The following is a 21388-nucleotide window of genomic DNA, read 5'->3' on the forward strand; positions in this document are numbered from 1 at the left end:
CACCCAGGTTTTAAACATATTTAACGAATGGAATTTAATTGATGGAAAAGATCAAGATTTCCAAAGGATTTACCACTCCCCTTGCCGGCATGCCTGACATTGGCATCATTGAGCTTTCTGATCCCAGAACCCTTGGTCTATCCGCCATGGATGTTCCCCATATCCGGGCCAAACTTATGGTCAAGGAGGGTGACAGGGTCCAGACTGGGGCCCCCCTGTTTTATGACAAGCGGGATAAATCCGTACAATATGTGTCACCGGGCACGGGCGTGATTCAGAAAATCGTGTACGGCGAACGCAGGCGATTGCACGAGGTCGTTATCAGCCTTGAAGGTGCCGAGGATTTTGTTGAGTTTGACCCGATCTCCCTGTCAGCGCTTGGCGAAGTGTCCAGGCAGGTCCTTGTGGAACGCCTTAAACAGGGGGGGATGTGGCAGGCCCTTCGCCAGTTCCCGGCAATGGACACGGCAGACGCCAGCCACACCCCTTCCATGATCATTGTTTCCCTTTCGGGAAACGATCCTTTTTCCCCTGATCCGGGTGTTGTGTTTGAACGAGAGCAGACCGCACTTCATTTTGGCCTTGAGGTGTTGAAACGATTGTCCGACAGGATCGTTGTAACGGTAAGGGAGGGCAGCCTTGAACGGCTGGGAAAGGTGAAGTCTTCGGTTACCCACACGGTGCCCGACATCTATCCTGCCTGGAATCCCGGTGCCGTTCTTTACCATCTCAAAAAAGATTCAGCAGAAAACAGTTCCTGGTGCATCGCCGCAGATCACCTGGTCATGATGGCCAGGTTTTTAATGACCGGCCGATACCCCACCCAAAAGATCATCACTGTCACCCGGGGCAGGGAACATCGTCCCCATATTCTGACCCGACAGGGGGCCCCGGTCAAAGCCCTTATAGGCGATTTTATTGACAGGAGCCTCATCACCACAGGCCGGTTCAACGGCAGGATCGTGGAACCTGACGATCACCTGGGGTTTTTTGAAAATACACTCAACCTCATCGATACCCCGGACGGTGAGGAACTGTTAGGGTTTATCCGTCCGGGCAAGGCCAAGGCAACGGTTTCAAAAACCTTTCTTTCCTGCCTTTTTCCCGAGCCCAAGGAGGTGGACTGCACCCGCCACGGGGAAGTAAGGGCCTGCATCAACTGCAGTTATTGTGAAAAGATCTGTCCTAATGATCTCATGCCCAACTTCATCATGAAGGCCCTGTTGAGCGATGAGATTGAAAACGCCCTGGAGTGCGGTCTTCTGGACTGCTGTCAATGCGGTCTGTGTTCCTATGCCTGCCCGTCCAAGATCGAGCTTGCCCAGATTCTGCGCCATGGAATGGACGCCCTTTATAAGGATAAACAATGAACCCCATAAAAAAAATTTTTGATCTGACCGAGCCCCATTTTACAGGGTCTGGACGTTTTGCCAGGATTGAGCCCCTGTTTGATGCGGCAAAGACGGTTTTCTTTTTCCCGTCGCCTGTGAACCGGGTGATGCCCTTTATCCGGGACAACCTGGACCTTAAACGCTATATGACTTTTGTCCTTGTGGCACTGGTGCCTGTAATCCTGTTCGGCATCTACAATACAGGACTCCAGTCAGGCATTGCCCGGGGCCAGCAACTGGATGTGGTTGCAGCCATTCTCCTGGGTGTACGGTATGTCCTGCCCATCATCGTGGTTTCCTATGTGGTGGGGTTTTTCTGGGAGATTCTCTTTGCCGTTGTGCGTAAACACAAGATCAGCGAAGGGTTCTTTGTCACGGGTATGTTGTTTCCCCTGACCCTGCCCGCCACCATTCCCCTGTGGCAGGTGGCACTTGGCATTTCCTTTGGTGTTGTGATGGGTAAAGAGGTGTTTGGCGGAACCGGCCGAAACATTCTCAATCCCGCCCTCACGGCCCGGGCTTTTATTTTTTTCTCGTACCCGGTTTCCATGTCTGGAAATGTCTGGATTGCAGGCACAAACGGCGTGGACGCTGTTTCCAGTGCCACGGCCCTTGCCACAACCGGTGTTGACGGCGGGACGATCACCCAGGCCCTGTCCCAGGCCGGTTTTTCCCTGACCAACCTTTTTTGGGGGTTTGTGCCGGGCAGCATCGGTGAAACCTCGGCCCTGTGCTGTTTGTTGGGCGGCGCCTTCCTTGTGATTACCCGGATTGGAAATTTTCGCATTATTGCCGGTGGCATCATTGGTCTTGTTGCCACATCCCTTGCCTTCTACCTTGTCCCGGGCAATGCGAGCACCTGGGGCCATGCTGGTCCCCTTTATCATCTGTGCGCCGGCGGGTTTTTGTTCGGCATCTGTTTCATGGCCACCGATCCCGTGTCTGCGCCTGGGACCAATCCCGGTCGCTGGATGTTTGGGTTTCTCATTGGTTTTCTCACGGTGGTGATTCGGGTGGTCAACCCCGCCTTTGTCGAAGGCACCATGCTTGCCATTCTTTTCATGAACGTATTCTCGGCACTGCTGGACCATGGGGTGGTTAAATATAAATCATCAAAGAGGATTCCCAATGTCTGAAACCCGACCGGATAAAAACAGCCGAAAAAATGTGATTCGTTTTGCCCTGCTGGTTTCATTTGTATGCAGTCTGCTCATCAGTGGTGCGGCAAGCGGTTTAAAGGGGTTTCAGCAGGAGAACATCGCCCTTGATAAACGCGTTAACCTTCTCAAGGCTGCCAACCTGGTTGAGCCGGGTAAAAAACCTTCAAAGGATGAAATCAACCGCCTCTATGACGCCCATATTGAGGAGGCAATTGTGGACAGCCAGGGGAAAATTCTTGAACAAGTGGATCCCAATGCCCTGCACCTCTACCTGTACAAGAGTGACGGCCGTATCCAGGGGTATATCCTGCCCATCAACAGTCGGGGGTTGTGGGGTAAGATCCAGGGATATCTTGCCTTTAAGGCGGACGGTGAGACCGTGTCCGGATTTTCAATCTTCAACCATTCAGAGACCCCGGGGCTGGGCGGAGAGATTGAAAGTGCCTGGTTTCAGAAAAATTTCAAGGGTAAAAAGATCGTTAACGCCCAGAACAAGTTTGTCTCGGTGGGCATTGCCAAGGGTAAAGTGGCAAATCTGCCTGCATCGGAACAGGAAAATTATGTGGACGGCATCAGCGGGGCCACCCTGACCGGGAAGTACCTCTCCGAGGGCATTAAATCCACCCTGGTCAAGTATGATGCCGTTTCGATCACCTTTCGGCAGCATGACCTGATCCCAAAAGGTGCAGGCACCCCAGAACCTGCCCCGGTAAAAAAATAAGGCTACCACCCATTTAAAGATAAAAGGATTCCCATGGCAAAAGAAAAATCAAACCGATTGGACATAATGGTTCGGGGCATCTGGCGGGAGAACCCAGTGGCGTTCCAGGTGCTCGGCATCTGTTCGGCCCTTGCCGTTACGGTCAAGATGTCAACGGCCCTTGTCATGGCCGTTGCCCTCACCGTTGTCACGGCCTGTTCCAGTTTTACCATCTCGTTGCTGCGTAAACAGATCCCCTCAAACATCCGGATCATTGTGGAGCTTGCCATCATTGCCTCCCTGGTCATCATCACGGACGAGGTGCTCAAGGCCTTTTTCTACGACACCTCAAAGCAGCTATCGATCTTTGTGGGGCTTATCATCACCAACTGCATCGTCCTTGGACGGGCCGAGGCCTTTGCCCTTGCCAACACCCCGGGGGACTCGTTTGTGGACGGTATTGCCAACGGTATAGGATATGGGCTTATCCTTGTGGCTGTGGCCTTTATCAGGGAACTTCTGGGGTCGGGCAATATCTTCGGCATACCCGTTATTCCCGGGTTCATGATAGAAGCCGGGTACCAGAACATGGGGCTCATGGTGCTGGCACCGGGCGCTTTTTTTATTATCGGGCTTCTGGTCTGGCTGAAAAACAGTCTGCCGGGCGTCTCCCATGAAAACAAATAAGCAGCCTGCTTGGAGCGGAATATGGGCTCACGGACACAACGAAGCATGAAACTTGAATCTTCGACAACAGAGGCGACCGGGGGGAGGGCAAAACCTTCCTCTGGTCGGCGGAATGGTACAAGTTTCATATAATCATATAAAGGAGTAGGCAATGGGTGACCTGTTCAGTCTTTTTATTAACTCGGTTTTTATTGGAAATATTCTCCTGGCCTATTTTCTGGGCATGTGTTCGTTCATTGCCGTGTCCAAAAACATTGAAACAGCAACGGGCCTGGGATTTGCCGTAATTTTTGTCCTCACCGTCACAAGCCCGGTAAACTGGGTGGTTTACCACGGACTGCTGGCACCCGGGGCACTGGCCTGGGCCGGGTTGCCCAATGTGGACCTGAGTTTCTTAAAGTATATCACCTTTATTGCGGTCATTGCCGCCATTGTCCAGGCCCTTGAGATGGTCATTGATAAATATTCCCCCCTTCTATATGCGGCCCTTGGCGTTTTTCTTCCCCTGATTGCTGTGAACTGCGCCATCCTGGGTACCTCCCTTTTCATGGTGGAGAGAAACTACACCCTGGTGGAGTCCATGGTCTTTGGCGCAGGCTCGGGCACGGGCTGGATGCTTGCCATTGTCTCCATGGCCGCCATTAGAAAGAAGGTCCAGTACGCCGACGTTCCTGTCGGGCTCCAGGGATTCGGCATCACCATGATCGTTGCAGGGCTCATGGCCATGACCTTTATGATGTTTTCAGGGATTACCCTGTAAAAAAAATCAAGGAGACGATAATTGATCTACCTCATCAGCATACTGGTCTTCTCGGGCGTCATCCTTGCCCTTGTCATGGTGTTACTCTTTGTGGAAGCCAAGGTGACAACCAAGGGCGAGCATGGGATTGTCATCAACAATGACAAGGACCATTCAATCAAGGTGGCCGGTACCCCCACACTGTTGTCGGCCCTTTCCAGCCAGGAGATCTTTTTGCCTTCAGCCTGCGGTGGTTCCGGCTCCTGCGGCATGTGTAAATGTGAGGTGATCAAGGGCGGCGGAAGCATTCTTCCCACTGAGCTTGGCCATTTGAGCCGCAAGGAGAAGCTTGCCGGCAAGCGCCTCGCCTGCCAGCTCAAGGTCAAGAACGACCTTGAAATCAGACTGCCGGAATCGATCTTCGGCATTAAAAAGGTGGATGCCGAAGTGGTATCAAACCATAATGTGGCAACCTTTATCAAGGAACTGGTGCTCAAACCCGCAACCCCCATTGATTTCAAGGCTGGCGCCTATTTCCAGATCGACGTGCCCGAGTATGATTTAAACTTTAAAGAGTTTAATATTGAAAGCAAATATGTGAGTGAATGGAAAAAATACAACCTCATGGAATTGAGGGCAAAAGGTATAAAACCTGGGTTCAGGGCCTATTCCCTGGCCAATCCCCCCTATGACAACCAGACCATCATGCTGAACGTCAGGATTGCCACCCCGCCGCCGGGCACCCAGGGTATTCCCCCTGGATTTGGTTCTTCCTATGTGTTCAGCCTCAAGCCCGGGGACAAGGTGCAGGTGAGCGGTCCCTATGGTGAGTTCATGGCAAGGGAAACTGAAAATGAGATGTGCTTTGTTGGTGGAGGTGCCGGCATGGCCCCCCTTCGCAGTCACATCCTTCAACAGCTGGAGGGAATTCACACCCATCGGAAGATTTCTTTCTGGTACGGGGCAAGGTCCAAAAAAGAGATGTTCTACGATGAGACCTTCAAGGATCTTGAACAACGGTATGAAAACTTTAAGTACCACATTGCCCTTTCCAGCCCCGACCCTGAGGACAACTGGACAGGTCCCACGGGGTTTATCCACAACTTTCTCTGTGACGATTATCTGGCAACCCATGAGGATCCAACGGAGATTGAATACTACCTGTGTGGACCTCCACCCATGATCGACGCCATTATCCGGGCACTTTACGACTTCGGGGTAGAGGATGAGATGATCTTTTACGATAAGTTCTAACTGACAAAAAGATGCAGATACCCGAACCTTTAAAGTGCATGGAATTGCTTGAAACCAGTCCTTTTGCCGATGACCGAATTGTCCGGCATTGTGTGCGAGTTGCCCGGACAGCCGATAAAATCTGCTCACTCCTGGATCAAACACCGTCCCGGCTGAATGTTGATCTGGTTAATGCCGGGGCACTTCTCCATGATATCGCAAGAAAACAGCCCAATCATGCCGTCAGGGGCGGCAAAATTCTGGAGGATCTTGGATTTCCAGAGGTGGCAGACATTGTTGCCGTTCACATGGATTTAACCAGCGATTCAGATGGGCCCGTTACTGAATCGGAGATCGTTTATTTTGCAGACAAACTGACCGTCAATGACGGATTCTGCCTGGATGTTGAAGAGCGGTTCAATAAAAAATTGATCCGTTTCAGTGCAGATCCTGAGGCGGTTCAAGCCATTGGCCATCGCCTTGAAACTTTTTGCATTATACGGGCGAAACTTTCCAGAATTTTAAAGCAGGACATCATGGTGGTGCTGAATGATCTATCTGTTGAGACACGGTGAAATTAAAGGCAGTGAAATCAAAAGATTCATCGGGCAGACAGATGTGGAACTCAGTCAAAAAGGGGTTGACCAGGCCCGGTTCTGGCAGGGGTATTTTGCTGATATCAAAATTGATCACGTCTTTTCAAGCCCCCTGTCGCGGTGTGTTGAGACTGCCCGGATTGTAACGGGACAGGCAGACCATGATATTACACGGGTTAACGAATTAGGGGAGATCGACCTGGGTGACTGGGATGGACAAACCTTTGCACGGATCAAGGCCGATTGCCCCCAGGCCTGGGAGGCCCGGGGCAAGGATCTGGTCAATTACCGGCCCCCTGGAGGGGAATCCTTTGCAGACCTTTTTGCCCGGGTGGTGCCGGCGTTTCAGAAAATTGCCCGCCAGAACAGGGGTGACAGCCTGATCGTGGCCCATGCCGGGGTCAACCGGATGATTTTGTGTGATCTCCTGGGCAAGGCGCTCAAGGATCTGTTTACCATTGACCAGACCTATGGATGTCTGAATATCATCAGCGGGCTGGATGGTCAGGGGTCTGCGCCCACTGCTGTATCTGTTCGTAATCTTCGGGCCGGTCCATGTCCATGAGAATGTATCTGTCGTCTGTTTCAACTTCAAGGCCAGGATCTTCGAGGGCTTCAAGTGCTCCCCTCAATCCTTGATGGCCCGACCAGTTGAGAATATGATCCCTGATCCCCATGGAGATCAGGGGAGGGTGACCCCGTCGACCCTGAAATATGGGATAGGCAACAACGGGCCTGTTTGCCTCCCAGGCGGCAAGCAATCCCTTGACGGTGTCCGGGGCCACCAGGGGAATGTCCACGGGCAGGACAAAAAAGGCAGATCTTTCCGGGGAAAGTGACTGGACCCCTGTTTGTACCGACGAAAACATTCCGTTTTTAAAATCGGCATTGAATATTGTTTTTACCCCCATAACCGTTGCAAACGGTTCGATATCGTCTGCCCTGTGGCCAGTAATCACACGGATATCCTCGACCCCGGCCGTCTGGAAGATCGATATCACCCGTTGCAGAACCGTTGTCGTTCCAAGGGGCAGGAGGGGTTTGAATCTGCCCATGCGGGATGAAAAACCTGCGGCCAGAATCAGGGCTGAATATTTCATACGGCGTTGAACCTTTCCTGGATAAGTTCTGCAACAATGCTCACGGCGATCTCTTCCGGGGTCTGGGCATTGATGGCAAGTCCGATGGGGGCGTGGATCGTGTCCAGACGTGACTGGGATACGCCCTGGGACAGGAGATAGTCATAAATGATTTTTCGCTTGGATCTGCTGCCGATCATGCCGATATAGGTGGCCCGGGTTTCAAGGGCCTGTTCGAGGATGGTCCGGTCGTAGAGATGTCCCCGGGTCATGATGACGATGTAGCTGCCCTCCCCGATGGTGAATCCGTCAAAGCAGCCATCGAAATTGTCGAGCACATGGGTGTCGGCCATGGGGAAACGTTGGTTGTTGGCAAATTCTTTTCTGTCGTCCATGACAATGGGTTTAAATCCCGTATGGGCGGCAAGGCGGGCTGTTTCAATGGCAAGATGGCCAGCCCCGAGGATGTAGAGGGTGCCGTTGAACCGGGCGGGTTCGATGAAAAAGGTCCCATCGTCAAGGTAAATCAGGCCAGGTGATCGCATCATTTCTGCCTGGTCTGACAGCCGGATCAGGGATGCCTGACTGAGGGCAAAGGGCCCTGTCTGTTCCTGGCCTGAGATGAGGAAACGATCCACGGTATAGCTTCCATCCGGTTGTTTAGCAAGCCTGCTCGCCAGGAAACCATTCTGCCCCACGGCCTCAAGGTCCATGCGTTTCTGGAAAAATTCAAGGTTCAGGGCCGTGGCCGGCAGGTATTCCAGCAGCAGGGTGACATCACCGCCACAGACCATGTCCATGTCTGCATATGCCCGGGCATCCAGGGTGAATTCCTGAATCAATGCGCCGGTCCGGGTCTTGAAAAAAGTTCCGGCAAGGTCCTGCACCCTTGCCTCGATCCACCCGCCGCCAATGGTTCCGCTGATGCTGCCGTCCCCATGGACGACCATCTTTGTTCCGGCAGATCTGGGTGCTGACCCCTGTTTGCTCAATATGGTGGCCATGACAACGGGGGTACCCTGGTTTAAACTTTCCCAAACTGCCTTATCGTTTTTAGACATTTATTTTTTTCTTTATCCTTTCTTGCTTTATGCTTCGTTTAATGGGCCGTGAAAAAAGTTTTGCATTAGAAGCAAAGATGCTGTTAATTGTTAACTCACCCTGATCCATGAGGTGTCGGATGGCCGGAATCTTGTAAAGGGCCTGTTCTATCTTACGTTCCAGGCCCTGGACCTTATCCGGGATCGACCAGAACTCGACATTCAACAGGTGAATCCCGGCTGTTGCAACCGTTGCTTCCACCAGGGTGACCTGAAAATCAACCATGTTATCCAGCTTGAAAACAGCCTCGTCCATTTCATCCAGGCGGATTTCCTGGCTGCCAAGCCTGACCACGCTCCTTCCCCGGACCCTGTCCAGGCGTTTGAGGCGTGATCCGCAGGGGCAGAGATCTTCGAGAAAACAGGCCCTGTCCCCGGTGCGGTATCGAATCAGGGGCATGCCTGTTCGGGTGAGGGTTGTGACGGTGACCTCTCCCACCTGTCCCAATGGCAGGGGATAACCGTTTTCATCAATGATTTCAAAAAAAAGGTCCGCCTCCCGCAGATGGCATCCCCTTTGGGCCCGGCATTCGACTCCGCCGCCAAGACCTGTTTCAGTCATACCATAATGGATGAAAACTGGACAGTGCCAGATTTCTTTGATGGCCCGGATGATTGACAGGGGCACATAATCCCCGGTTAAAAGGACGCTCTTGATCCTGTTGGTGGAAATGGAGGATCCATGGGCTGTGGCCCGGGAGGATCGGGCCAGGCTGAGTACCTGAACCGGCAGGCCGATGATGCAGTCCGCCCTGAACGCTGCTATTTTTTTGACCACACTGCCGGGGTTATCCACAAATCCGTTGACAAGGGTCGAACACCCCATTTGGCTAAGGCCTGTTTTTACCCGTTCACCAACGGATCCGAAGTTGGGGCCGGGCATGAGCACCATTACCCGTTGACCCGGCTTGACAAGGGTTGCCATGCCCCGGGTGAAAAATTCGGCTGTATTTTCCATGTCATGTTGTGTGAAAAAGATGCGTTTGGGACGGGCCGTGGTGCCTGAGGTTTGAAGGGTGGTCACCCTTGCAATTTCACCCTGGGAGACACACAGCATCTGCAGACCGTGGTCTGCCAGGTCCCGGGCAAAGACGAAGGGCAATTGCCGGATGTCTTGAACGGATCTAAGGTCTTCCAGGTTGATTCCTTTTAAATGATTCCGGTAAAAGGGGCTTTTCTCCCTGGCCAGAGTCAGCGTTTTTTTCAGCATCCAGAGCTGGTAGGCTTCCAGTTGTGTGGTAATTCCAGTGGTAGGCTCTCCAGGAAACCGGGATGCTGTCCTGGTGACGATCCAGCGGTCCAGGGGGGTGATGTCAATATTCATGGTTTCGATAAAGACTCCTGCCATCGACGTCGGTGAGGTTGTACATGCAAAAGGGGATCAGTCGGCCGTCGGGTGAAAACACATGGATGCAGCAATCCTGAACCCGTTCAAGATCCAGGTTCCAGGCATCCTGGAATACCATGCACGAGATTGAAAACATATGGGTTTTTAACCGGCTTAAAAAAATCCCAAGATCCATGGGGTTTTTTGCCAGATAATCACAAGGAATTCCCTGTTGATATTGCTGCTCCTTCGCCGAAGGAGAGGCCCATTGTCTGGCAATAAAACCGATGGTTCCGGATGCACCCCGGCAACCGTCTTCAACCGCTGTTGACGGTTGGTGGCGGGTCAGGGGGGTCAGCCGTCCATCTGGCATGATGACAAAATTGCCGTGGAACGAGCACAGGGCATTCTCTCAGCCGGGGGGGCGAAACCAGGATGGGTCCATTCCGGCCTGGGATTCAATGTGCTGGATTACCCGGGGCAGGGTGATTCGTTGTTTAAGTTCAAGGGGGTTGGGAAAGCGTCCAAAATAGCTGATGGGCTGGAAATGAACGCCCCGGACATGGGGGGAACGTTCAAGGCCAAAGCGGATGATCTCTCCCACCTGGGAGTCGTTTGTCCCGGGAACCAGGGTGGGCACCAGTACTACGCCAAGGTTGTGCTTCTGGCACAGAGCTATGGTACGCTCTTTGATCTTCTGGAGGGGTTTTCCCCTGAGTGCCAGGTGAACGGTGTCATTGATTCCGTCAAACTGGAGAAAGAGGCTGTCAAGCCCGGCCTGTTTGAGTTGGATCAAAAAAGGTTCATCTTCTGCAAGTCGAAGGCCATTGGTGTTGACCTGGATAAAGCCAAACTCCATGGCTTTGCCCATGCGGATGATTTCGGGAAGATCGTCCCGGATGGTCGGTTCTCCTCCGGAAATCTGGATGTTGCACTGGCCATTGGTCAGCGTTTTTATCCGTTTGTACCATCGTTGGATTTCGTCAAGATCGGGATCAGGAATAAGGTTGTTGCTGTCAGCAAAGCAGACCGGGCAGTTGAGGTTGCAACGCTGGGTTACTTCGATCAGTGTCGTACAGGTCCGTTGGTTGTGCTGGGGGCAGATGCCACAGTCAAAGGGGCATCCCTTGTGTGTTGCTGTGGCATGTCGTTCCGGGCCTGACCGGGTTTTGTTCCTAACCCATTGTTCGATCCCGGGTTTGCCCTGCCAGATGACAGTCTCCATGGGGCCGTGGTCAGGGCACTCTTTCACAAGAAAAACCGAGTCTCCCCGCTGCACCCGCTGGGCCTTAATCTTTTTCAGGCAGTGGGGACAGAGGCTATGGGTATGGGCAAGCACCCGGGTTTGTCCAGGGTGCATTTTCAGGGCTCGTCCCTTGAAACAGAAGGGTCTATGCCGTTTTCCACAAGGATCTCCATTACCCGGTCATAGGTGGCGGCGATGAGGTTGCCACATCGGCCGGCCATCTCCAGGGAACCGGCCTTTTCCTCGGTTATCTGGTGGCATAGGCTGCCGCCATAATCACGGGTCTGCTGTTCAAACCATTCGTTCAATTGGGCCAGCATGGGTTCATAGCTTTCCAGGGCCTGTTCACCTCTGTCTCCCCTTGCCGCATAAAGGGCCAGTATACAGGTGCCTGAGCCCAGGGCTCCACAGGAGCCGGAACTTGTTCCCATTCCCTTGGCAAGTCCTGCCATGGCCCGAACCAGGCCCGGGTTTGTCCGGCCCTGTTCTTCAAGGGCCATGATCATCATCATCTGGCTGCATGGATACCCTTCAGCCTGCAAAGGGATCATGCGCATCATGGTGTCACTCATCGTTTCTCCTGATTTTTTTTGCAAAAATTCTGAAATATCCCGGCCGGCTTGCACGGATGGCCTCACAGGTATGGTGGGAGGATCTGCATGGGCCGCCAAAGATTTTGGACCAGAAGTTCAACAGGGAACCGTGTTCAAAAATTATCTCGCCAGCAAGCCGGGTCAATAAAAACGACAGGTCCTCCCATTCAAGGTGATCAAAGCCTGCTGTTTCGACCCTTTTTTCCATATTTTCCCGCTCCACTGCCTGCCTGAACCCGCAGGCCAGGGGAATCTGTTTTAATTCCTCACTGTATCTTTTTTCCCGCACATGGATATCGCAGAGCACCAACGTTCCTCCGGGTTCAAGCACCCGCCGGAACTCGGCAAGAGACTTGTCCATGTCGGGTGTCAACGACAGCACACATTCACAGAACAGGGCCTTGAAGCTGCTGGACCTGAAGGGCAGGGCCTGGGCCTTTGCCTGGGGCCCAGTAAATGTCCCATGGGATCGGAGCAGTGCCATATCCGGGTCAATCCCCCAGGCATTGACGGAAAATTCGTTGGTCAGCATCCTTACGGCTGATCCATATCCGCACCCCACGTCCAGAACCCGGTCTCCGGGGTGAAGATCACATGCCCGGGCCGACTCCCGGGTCAGCTCAAGCCCCCCGGGCCGAAGTACGGGCTTGGTCAATTGTTTAAGTGCAGGGTTTTTGTAAAGGGGGGTTACAGCAATCCTGTCCATGGCCTATTTATCCTCCAGCAGTTTTTCAACTTCGAGCATTTTACCCACGGCAATCTCTTCTGGCACCAGGACCATGCCGCAACAGGGGCAGCAGGGAAGTTCCACCGTGAAACTGCCGTTCATATATTCGATAGTGACCCTGTCAAGTTTGAGCAGCTGATCACAGGCCAGACATTTCCAATCTTTGTTTTCTCGGATGCCAAGGTTGGTGATCATATTATTGTCGCTCCCGGGTCACCTGCATACGGTGGCAATAGCTGTTGTGGACCTGATACCCCGTGTCGACCACTGAGTACTCCACCCAGAAGGTGACCATGGACGGGCGGTGGGATACCAGGAAATGACCGTTGTCAATGTTAAGCATTTTTTTTCCTGTCCCTTCGCCATGGGCAATGGCCGCTCGGATGTCCTGGTTCAAAATCCGCCGCTGTTCAAGGGTTGTCTTTATTTCGTGTGTCATGCACAGGGGGAAAAGGTCTTTTTCTATAGGGGGTTGGTTCCACAGTCGGTCAAGGAGATCCGTCTTGAGTCGTTCCCTGTTTTTCCGGCTTTCCGACAGTCCTGTCCTGGGTCGTGCGGCTGGGTCTTCAGGAGATTCTTTGCCGGGGAAAAGATAATCCAGAATATGGACGGTTCGTTTGTCTGCTCCCCTGAGCTGGTTGCGGCACATGGCACAATAGGTTAGAAAATCAAGATCGCTTTCCAAGCGCCTCTGTTCAATCTGCTTTTTGGCCATCTCTGGATTTGCGTTTTCCATGAGGCCGCCAAACCCGCAGCATTCGGTATTTGTCCGGCTTAACTCAAGCTCCTGGATGGGAATGTTAAGCTTTGCTGCAAGGCTTCTGACAGCCTCGTGTACCCGTGGCTCATTGCGGGTGGTGCAGGGGTCGTGCAGGGCCATGGCCGGGATTGTTCCCAATACCTTTCCGCCGCTAACTCCCCCCAGCATCTGATCGGGAAGATTCCCCCTGTCCATGATCTCCCACAGGGAGGTGACCTTTATCTGGGGCAGGTATTGTTTAAACATCTCCATGCACGAGGAACAGGCCAGGATCATTTCAGGTTTGCCCAGCTGCTGCCAGTTTGTTTCAATCAGGGCGATGGCTGTTTCTGTTCTGGGTTGATCACCGGCCCAGTAAGCCGGAGCAGAACAGCATTGTAGCATCAGGCCCGTGTTCTGGGACCGGTTGTTGCGCAGAAATGCATAGGTCTGGATCACCTGCTCCGGGTTTGACCCGGCAAGCTGGCAACCCGGGAAAAAAACAAATTCACTCGCTTCCCTTCCAGGGGCATGTCTTGCGAGCATGAACTGCTTTGAGTTGCTGAAGGCCATATCCTCCAGGGCAAACCAGTGGGCCGACACGGGCATTTTATTTCGTTCCACCAGATCCCTGCGGGCCCCAAGGCAGAGATCTGCCATGGAGAAGTTTTCCGGGCACACCTCGGTGCACAGACCGCATAAACTGCACGAGTTGATCATGGCGTTGGCTGCATGGTTGCCAAGGACAATGGTGGCGTTGTTGTAAATTTCCCGGGCATATTTTCTGGGGTAGCCCTTGAAGTGGGCGAGATAGGGGCAGACCTTGACGCATTCAAGGCATTGGCATTGGATGCAGCGGTTTGCTTCGACCTTTGCCTCTTCCAGGGTGTAACCTGCTGTTTTGTTGTTGGCCGGCATCTTGGCCAGGGGAGTGATTCCCTCAAGGTTGGTAAAGAGCCGGCTGGGGTAGGGCCCTTCATCATCCCGCCCCTCGATTGGATTCACTTTTTGCACGTACCTTTCCATGGAAAGGGCTGCAGCCCTTCCCTGGAATGCCTGGTCAATGGGTGATATCCGGTTTTGGCCATCGAGGCCTGGGACCGGGCCTGCAAACACTCCGGCGTGTTCCAGGGCAAAGGTCCTTTCGGTCGGTCTTTTCCCCTGGGCAAGGGGGGCTGCATCCGGGCTGCAAAGGTCGATATAAACGGCTGAAAAGCCTGCCTGGAAAAGGTCTGAAACGTTGTTGTCAATTCTCTGTGTCTCAATCTTGAGCCCCAGGGTGTCGAGTATGGCAAGCTCCTCCTGGATGACCCCTTTGGGAAGAAGTCGTTCATCTATTTTCCAAAGGGTACCCCCCAGTTGATTGCCGGTGGTGAAAAGGGTGACGCCATACCCTTTTTTCAAGAGATCCAGGGCCGTGACAAGGGCATTAAAATTTTCCCCAACAACGGCCATGGTGTGGTTTTTTTTCGGTATGGGGATGGTTCGGATTCTGGGCTTGGGCTGGTGCACGCACGCTCGTTCAAGTGCACCGATGGCAATGGCACCCCCAAGTTCTTCCCTTAAACAGTGGGTTTCACAGGGATGGTCGCAGATCCGACTGAGGATGCCTGGAAAGGGCAGGGTTCTTGCCAGTGTTTTCCAGGCATCATCAAACCTGCCAAGGCTGATCTGGCGGACAAAGGTGCGCACATCCATATGCAGGGGGCAGGTTGATTGACAGGCCGGGGCCTCCTCCTGAATACATTGTTTTTCCACCTGGCGCAGTTCTTTCTGGTCCATTTTTTTCCTGTTCTGGATAATCGGCATGGCCGGAACATGATATCTGCCCCGGCCGTGACGGTTATAAAAAAAAACTGATGCGGCCGGCCCATATACCATGGGCCGGCCGGATTGGTTATTTGGGCATTGCAGCCAGCACCTTTTCCGGGCGGGCGGGCAGATCCCTCACCCTTGCCCCACAGGCGTTGTAGATGGCATTGATGATGGCGGCATGGGGGCTTGTCAGGGGCATTTCGCCCACACCTGCGGCCCCGAATGGTCCACGGTCACGGGGGGTTTCAATGTACATGATATCAAGCTTGTCCGGGATCTGTTTGATATAGGGGAATCCAGCACCGGCAAGGGTTGAGTGGCGCTTGATGTCCTCATAATCCTCGGTCAGGGCAAGACCGATTCCCTGGGCAACCCCGCCGTAAATCTGGCCGTCCACGGTGAGACGGTTGTTGATAACTCCGATGTCGGCCCCAATGGTCATGGCTTCAACCGTGGTTTTACCCGTGGCCTTTTCAACGGCAACTTCGGCCAGGAACACCCCGTACATGTATCCTGCCAGGGGATCTCCCTGGGCGTTTTCGTCTCCATTGGCGCAGGGTGCGGACCATTTGCCGTGGCACTTGGTTGCAATCTTGTCCGCCTTCATTTCGTCATAGTTGCGGAAGGTCCCGTCACTTTTCTGGGCTGCAGCAACCAGGGCCTGGCATCCGTTGAGGATGGCCTGACCGACGACCATCTGGGAACGGCTGCCGCCGGCAGGGCCTGCATTGGGGCAGAGGCTTGTGTCGTTCAGCACCAGCCGGATCTGGTCCGGACGGATGTTCATGGGCCGCAGGGCCTCGTGGGCCGAGCCAAGGACCCCGCTGTCGGCTCCCTGGCCATGGTCGTGCCAGGTGGCAAAAACGGTGACCGTGTTGTCCGGGTTGAGTTCAACATCAATTTCAGCCGTATCAGGTCCGTCAAGGCCGCATCCATACACGCCAACGGAAACGCCGACACCCCGGCTGATCTCGTCGGTGGAAGCGGCAAGGGCGTTTTCCTTGGCAGCCTTGTATTTTGGGCGGATCAAGTCGATGAGGTCCGGCAGGGAATAGGCATCCGGTGCACATCCAGTGGGGGTGGTGGCACCCTTTCTATAGACGTTTTTGAAGCGAAATTCCAGGGGGTCCATGTCAATTTTCTCGGCAAGCTCGTCAATGAGTACCTCGGAGGGGAACTGGCTTTCAGGTGCGCCATAGCCCCGGAAGGCTGCGCCCCAGCAGTGGTTGGTGCAGACGGTTCTGCCCTCGCCACGGATGTTGGGAATGTCGTAGCCCGCCCCGATGAACTGGGCACCCCTGAGGGTCAGAAGGTCGCCGAACTCAGAGTAGGGACCATGGTCAACAGTCCAGTCAGTCTCCATGGCCAGGATTTTGCCCTGTTTGTCGGTTGCCATGCGAACATTGGTGAAGAACGGAGAACGCTTGCCCGTATATTGCTGCTGCTGCTTGTAGGAGTACTCCAGATGAACGGGTTTTCCCGTGGCCATGGCTGCCACACCCAGCAACGCCTCCATGGTGGGGCTGAACTTGTAACCAAAGGTACCGCCCGTGGGATTCTGGACCATGACCATGTTTTCAGGATCAACGCCAAGTCCCGGAGCGATCATAAACATGTGCAGATGAAGGCCAATGGATTTGGAGTGGATAACAAGCTTTCCATCCTCGTTGGTATAGGCAAAGCCTACGTCCGGTTCAATGGGAAGGTGGGGCTGGCGGCCCACATAGTAGTCACCTTCCATGACAAAATCTGCCTTTTCAAAAATCGGAGCTGTCTCTTCGCCCTTGGCAATTTTCTGGATGTAATAAACATTGGGCGTGCCTGGATGGATTTCAATGGCATCGTCGGCCATGGCTGCAGGCGCGCTCATGTATTCGGGAAGTTGCTCAAGGTCAACCTTGACCTTGGCTGCGGCAGCCTCGGCATTGTTCTTGGTGTCTGCACATACAATGGCAATGGCATCCCCATACTGGAAAACCTTTTCATCGCAGAGAATCGGCCTATCCCAGCCGTCTCCCTTGTTGGTGGGAAAGGTGATCAGACCCGAGATGCGGTTTTTACCCTTGACATCCTTATGGGTCAGGACCTTGACGACGCCGGGCATTTTTTCAGCTTCAGAGGTGTCTATGGATAGAATCTTTCCATGGGAGATTTCGGCCTGGACCAGGGCCAGGTGCAGGGATCCTTCGGGCATGAGAACGCCTTGATCCGCGCCAAACATCCAGGTGCCGGTAACCTTGGCAACTGCGGTTGGGCGGGGCATGCTGCTTCCCCAGATGCGGCCGTCAGCAGGAATTTTAAAGGCAAGTTCTTCCTTGGTCATTTCCCCGTTGATAACCCTTGCTGCATCCATGACAGAGTCCACAATCTGTTTATAACCCGTGCATCGGCAGGCATTTTTATACTTCTGGAACCAGTCCCGGATATCTTCACGGCTGGGATTGGGGGTGCTGTCAAGCAGGGCCTTGGTTGAGACAATGAACCCAGGTGTGCAGAATCCGCACTGGGCACCGCCATGGCGTATCCAGGCAAGCTGGATGGGATGCAGGTTGTCAGGGGTTCCGATTCCTTCAATGGTGGTGATGACGGCATTTTCGGGAACACGGCTCATCTTGGTGATGCATGACCGGATTAGTTTGCCGTCCATGATCACATTACAGGCTCCGCACTGGCCCGCATCGCATCCAACCTTGACGCCGAGAACCATCAGCTGTTTCCTCAGAACCGTGGACAGGGTGGCTTTGGGGTCGTGCAGAATGGTTCTGGAAATCCCATTGACTATGAGTGTCTTTTTAAACATCCCAGTTTCTCCTTTTTTATAAAAATAAATTTTAGTTTACGATTAATTCTTCCCAAAAGGGCAGGCAGGATAGTGGCATTCCGGACAGTTCTCACAGAAGCCCCCATGGCCCAGGGCCGAGATGTCTTCCCGGGTGACCGGGTCTCCTGCCATCAATCTTGGGATGATCAGTTCAAAGATAGTGGCCTTGTAGTACATCACACAGCCGGGAAGACCGACAATGGGGACATCACCCAGGTAGGCGAGCATGAACATGGCTCCCGGGAAAACCGGAGATCCATAGGTCACAACCCGGGCACCGGTTGCCCGGATGGCCGCCGGTGTCTGGTCGTCGGGATCAACGGACATGCCGCCGGTGACCACCACCATGTGGGCGCCTTCATTGACCAGGTCTTTAATGGCCTTTGTTGTCATTTCACGATCGTCTGATGTCAGGATCTGTCGTAGAATGGAACTGTTTAAAAGGTTAAATTTTTCTTCAAGAACCGGCCCGAATTTATCTTTGATCAGGCCTTTGAATATTTCACTTCCAGTAGTTACCATGCCGATACTTCTGGCAAGAAACGGTTTGACCTCAACCAGGGGGAACACCTGGCGGCAGATCTCTTCCACCTGTTCGATTTTATCTTGTTTAATGGTAAGGGGAACCACCCTTGTACCTGCCACACCTCTGCCCTTGGTGACCTGCTGATTGGTGTGAAGGGTACCGAATACCATTTCATCAATACTGTTGATACGGTTCAGGGCCTGGACATTTATTTTTAAAAGTCCGTCCCTGTCTGCAATAAGGTTAATTCGGCCTTCACTTGCCTGGGTGAGGCGGATACCCGGTCCGGACGCGGCCGTGGCAATGCGACTGGCAGCCTCGTTTTCATGGATACGCCCTTCGGTTGCCTCCCAGACGTAGAGGTGTTCTTTGCCGATCTCAAGAAGGGTCTGGACATCTTCTTCCTGGACCACATGGCCTTTTTTAAATGCGCGTCCCTTAAACTCCCCGGGTACAATACGTGTCAGATCGTGGCACAATACCATACCAACGGCTTCCTGCACGGGAACTGTCTTCATTCTTTCCCCTTTATTTCTTTTTCATATGAAACTCCCACCGAAGCATTGCAATCAGAGGCGTGTATCATTTGTTGCGGCCGGAGCGGAGACCATGCTCCGGGTATGCCGATTTTTTTATATGAAACTCTTGTCTGACCGGTAGACGGGAACGGGTATAACCCTCCGCTCATTCTCGCAGCCCGTCCTGGGCTGCTCCGAGGGAAACGGCAGCTCCTTCAGCGTCCATGCTGACCGCTGCCGTTTAATCCGCTGCGGGCAATACCCGTTCCCGTCCACCTCTGCTGTCGAGTTTCTATATTCATTGTGGCCGAAAGCAAATACCTCGCCTCGGCCGTGCCAGTTATAGGAAATGCCCTTCAAAGCATTATCAGTGGAGGCATTTCAAAACTTTTTGTGGCTTTGGGCAGATACCCCTCCCCGGCAGGCCGTTTATTCTCACTTTTCTCTGTAATTGACTGGGTATAGAAAATTACTTGTAATACTAAAGGCTATGGTTATTAATTGTCAAATAGATATGAAAAAAAATATTTTTAAGGGTTAAAATAACTTATAATAACTATAACACCGTAAAAAAACGATGTTTTTAATTTGAAATTCGGTATCGTTACATGGCAGGACATGGAAGAACACCTGTTCCCCCAATGTGTATCTGTAATGGGGGACGGGGAGGTAAAGGACATTACAAATAGGGATAAGTCTTGATACACACCACTAAAAAAATCCTGGCGGAAGGAAATCGGAAAAAAAGATGTGTCAATTTCAACGTCTTGAATAAATTCATTGAAATAAAAGACTAAAAAGGGCAAGGTCAATAAAATTGATTCTGCCCTTTTAACGTTAGCAGGAAATGGATGAAACCCCGTATTGTTATTATCGATGATGAACCGATTACTCTCAAGCAGCTGAGGCGGATTCTTGAAAAGGAGGGGTATGGTGTCTCAGCCTTTTCAAATCCCCAGCGTGCCTTGCAGCATCTTGAACAGGCTCCCTGCGACCTTGTGATCAGCGATGTTCAGATGCCGTTGATGAACGGAATGGATCTCATGACCCGGGTCAAGGCCCGTTTCCCGGACACAGAGGTGATCCTCATTACCGGTTATGCCTCTTTAGATGGTGCTGTTGAGGCCACCAAGGAAGGTGCCTTTTATTACCTTGAAAAACCCTTTACCCCGACCCAGGTAAGGGACCGGGTGAACCAGGCCCTTGACCTCAACCAATGGAGAGGCATGGTTTCTGAGTCCGGTCAAATGCCGGTCATCATTGGAAAGAGCAGCAAAATAAGGGAAATTGTATCCATCATCGGGCAGATTGGGCCGACAGACTGCAATGTGATGATCACCGGTGATTCTGGAAGCGGCAAAGAACTTGTGGCCCGGGCCATTCATGACACAAGCAATCGTCGAAAAGGGCCGTTTGTGGCCTTTAACTGCGGTGCGTTGACCGAAACCCTCATGGATAACGAATTGTTCGGCCATGAAAAAGGGGCTTTCACCGGTGCTGACACCCAAACCTGCGGATTACTTGAAACAGCCACCGGAGGGACACTTTTTATCGATGAAATAGGTGAAATGCCCCAATCCATGCAGGTGAAGCTTCTCAGGGTACTCCAGGAGGGCGAGCTCCTGCGGGTGGGGGGTAATCGGCCCGTTGCCATTGATGTCCGCATTGTTTCCGCCACGGCTGTTGACGTAAAGACCGCAGTCAACCAGGGCGGGTTTCGGAAGGATCTTTATTTTCGCATTAATGTGGTGAATATCAAGCTGCCCGGGCTGAGCGAGAGAAAAGAGGATATCCCGCTTCTTGCCTACCACATCCTTAACCGTCTAAACTGCCGGGGTGGGCGAAGGATCAAGGCCATCTCAGAAAAGGCCATGGCCCTGCTGCATGACTATGCATTTCCTGGAAATGTGCGGGAGCTGGAAAATATTCTGGAGCGGGCAACAGCACTGTGCAAGGCAGATGTGATCCGTGTGTGCGACCTGCCGCCGGACCTTATTGAGCTTGAACTTCAGAGCTATAAATTACCCGATGAAACCTTGATGACCCTGGCTGAACTGGAACAGGATTACATCGCCCACCTGCTGCGGATCACCGGCGGTGTCCGCACGAAAACCGCTGAGATCCTCGGCATTGACCGTGCCTCCCTGTGGCGAAAAATGAAAAAATACGGTCAGTCCTAGCTTTTTGCAACGGATGTGTTCGGTTCTGCAACAAAACAATCCCCAACCCTGTCCGTGCTGTTTTCCCCTCCTGGTTTGAATTTATGTTGCATCTTGAAACATCCCAGTCCCGATTTTCAATTCAAGCAAATAAGAAATTATCTTTAAAATCAAGCATTTAAGTATTTAATCAAACCTGGCAGGCCTTTTGCAATCACTCCCCCCAGGAGGC

Annotated in this window: 19 protein-coding genes; 9 read left to right on the top strand and 10 right to left on the bottom strand. The window is 52.8% G+C overall.

Features of this window, described 5'->3' with window-relative positions; translation table 11 throughout:
• Positions 1-41: 41 nt before the first annotated feature.
• The 8 genes from HRM2_RS03355 to cobC all read left to right on the top strand — a co-directional run bounded on the left by HRM2_RS03355 (position 42) and on the right by cobC (position 7071).
• Positions 42-1370 carry a Na(+)-translocating NADH-quinone reductase subunit A gene (locus HRM2_RS03355; RefSeq protein ID WP_012663054.1) on the top strand — a complete coding sequence of 443 codons (1329 nt, stop codon included), beginning with the start codon at positions 42-44 and terminating at the stop codon, positions 1368-1370.
• Positions 1367-2527, top strand: coding sequence for an NADH:ubiquinone reductase (Na(+)-transporting) subunit B (locus HRM2_RS03360; RefSeq protein ID WP_012663055.1), 1161 nt, complete (start codon positions 1367-1369; stop codon positions 2525-2527). Before HRM2_RS03355 ends, HRM2_RS03360 begins: the two co-directional genes overlap by 4 nt.
• Positions 2520-3272 carry an FMN-binding protein gene (locus tag HRM2_RS03365; RefSeq protein WP_012663056.1) on the top strand — a complete coding sequence of 251 codons (753 nt, stop codon included), beginning with the start codon at positions 2520-2522 and terminating at the stop codon, positions 3270-3272. The genes HRM2_RS03360 and HRM2_RS03365 overlap by 8 nt, the downstream gene beginning before the upstream one ends.
• Before the next feature lie 33 nt (positions 3273-3305).
• The gene (locus HRM2_RS03370; protein WP_012663057.1) at positions 3306-3938 is read left to right on the top strand and encodes an NADH:ubiquinone reductase (Na(+)-transporting) subunit D; all 633 of its coding nucleotides are present in this window, start codon (positions 3306-3308) and stop codon (positions 3936-3938) included.
• Between the two features lie 151 nt (positions 3939-4089).
• Positions 4090-4698, top strand: a complete 609-nt coding sequence (nqrE, locus tag HRM2_RS03375; RefSeq protein WP_012663058.1) for an NADH:ubiquinone reductase (Na(+)-transporting) subunit E — start codon at positions 4090-4092, stop codon at positions 4696-4698.
• A gap of 21 nt (positions 4699-4719) precedes the next feature.
• Positions 4720-5931, top strand: coding sequence for an NADH:ubiquinone reductase (Na(+)-transporting) subunit F (gene nqrF, locus HRM2_RS03380; RefSeq protein ID WP_012663059.1), 1212 nt, complete (start codon positions 4720-4722; stop codon positions 5929-5931).
• Positions 5932-5942: 11 nt separating this feature from the next.
• Positions 5943-6485 (top strand): HD domain-containing protein, encoded by a 543-nt coding sequence (locus tag HRM2_RS24920; RefSeq protein ID WP_012663060.1) that lies wholly within the window; start codon positions 5943-5945, stop codon positions 6483-6485.
• A complete protein-coding gene (cobC, locus tag HRM2_RS03390; RefSeq protein ID WP_012663061.1) occupies positions 6460-7071 on the top strand; it encodes an alpha-ribazole phosphatase in 612 nt (203 codons plus the stop codon). The genes HRM2_RS24920 and cobC overlap by 26 nt, the downstream gene beginning before the upstream one ends.
• On the opposite strand, the gene HRM2_RS03395 is transcribed toward cobC, so the two are convergent.
• The 10 genes from HRM2_RS03395 to HRM2_RS03440 form a co-directional block, all read right to left on the bottom strand.
• Positions 6995-7606: a nucleotidyltransferase family protein gene (locus HRM2_RS03395; RefSeq protein WP_012663062.1), complete on the bottom strand. Its 612-nt coding sequence runs from the start codon at positions 7604-7606 to the stop codon at positions 6995-6997. The two genes, cobC and HRM2_RS03395, sit on opposite strands and share 77 nt — an antisense overlap.
• Positions 7603-8646 (bottom strand): XdhC family aldehyde oxidoreductase maturation factor, encoded by a 1044-nt coding sequence (locus HRM2_RS03400; RefSeq protein WP_041273021.1) that lies wholly within the window; start codon positions 8644-8646, stop codon positions 7603-7605. The genes HRM2_RS03395 and HRM2_RS03400 overlap by 4 nt, the downstream gene beginning before the upstream one ends.
• Positions 8639-10009, bottom strand: a complete 1371-nt coding sequence (locus tag HRM2_RS03405; RefSeq protein ID WP_041273022.1) for a DVU_1553 family AMP-dependent CoA ligase — start codon at positions 10007-10009, stop codon at positions 8639-8641. The genes HRM2_RS03400 and HRM2_RS03405 overlap by 8 nt, the downstream gene beginning before the upstream one ends.
• Positions 9999-11372 carry a radical SAM (seleno)protein TrsS gene (gene trsS / locus HRM2_RS03410; RefSeq protein WP_012663065.1) on the bottom strand — a complete coding sequence of 458 codons (1374 nt, stop codon included), beginning with the start codon at positions 11370-11372 and terminating at the stop codon, positions 9999-10001. The genes HRM2_RS03405 and trsS overlap by 11 nt, the downstream gene beginning before the upstream one ends.
• A gap of 2 nt (positions 11373-11374) precedes the next feature.
• Positions 11375-11830 (bottom strand): DVU_1555 family C-GCAxxG-C-C protein, encoded by a 456-nt coding sequence (locus tag HRM2_RS03415; protein WP_012663066.1) that lies wholly within the window; start codon positions 11828-11830, stop codon positions 11375-11377.
• Entirely contained in the window at positions 11823-12557 is a 735-nt protein-coding gene (trsM, locus tag HRM2_RS03420; protein ID WP_012663067.1) for a DVU_1556 family methyltransferase, read from the bottom strand. The genes HRM2_RS03415 and trsM overlap by 8 nt, the downstream gene beginning before the upstream one ends.
• Before the next feature lie 3 nt (positions 12558-12560).
• Positions 12561-12773 (bottom strand): DVU_1557 family redox protein, encoded by a 213-nt coding sequence (locus tag HRM2_RS03425; protein ID WP_012663068.1) that lies wholly within the window; start codon positions 12771-12773, stop codon positions 12561-12563.
• 1 nt (position 12774) lies between these two features.
• Positions 12775-15099: a pyridine nucleotide-disulfide oxidoreductase/dicluster-binding protein gene (locus tag HRM2_RS03430; RefSeq protein WP_012663069.1), complete on the bottom strand. Its 2325-nt coding sequence runs from the start codon at positions 15097-15099 to the stop codon at positions 12775-12777.
• A gap of 115 nt (positions 15100-15214) precedes the next feature.
• Positions 15215-17932: a molybdopterin-dependent aldehyde oxidoreductase gene (locus tag HRM2_RS03435; protein ID WP_012663070.1), complete on the bottom strand. Its 2718-nt coding sequence runs from the start codon at positions 17930-17932 to the stop codon at positions 15215-15217.
• A 42-nt stretch (positions 17933-17974) separates the two neighbouring features.
• Positions 17975-18997 carry a molybdopterin-binding protein gene (locus HRM2_RS03440; protein WP_012663071.1) on the bottom strand — a complete coding sequence of 341 codons (1023 nt, stop codon included), beginning with the start codon at positions 18995-18997 and terminating at the stop codon, positions 17975-17977.
• Positions 18998-19848: 851 nt separating this feature from the next.
• Between HRM2_RS03440 and HRM2_RS03445 the strand changes: the two genes are divergently transcribed.
• Positions 19849-21177: a sigma-54-dependent transcriptional regulator gene (locus HRM2_RS03445; protein ID WP_012663072.1), complete on the top strand. Its 1329-nt coding sequence runs from the start codon at positions 19849-19851 to the stop codon at positions 21175-21177.
• Positions 21178-21388: the final 211 nt, after the last annotated feature.

It is taken from the genome of Desulforapulum autotrophicum HRM2 (assembly GCF_000020365.1).
Lineage (GTDB): Bacteria > Desulfobacterota > Desulfobacteria > Desulfobacterales > Desulfobacteraceae > Desulforapulum > Desulforapulum autotrophicum.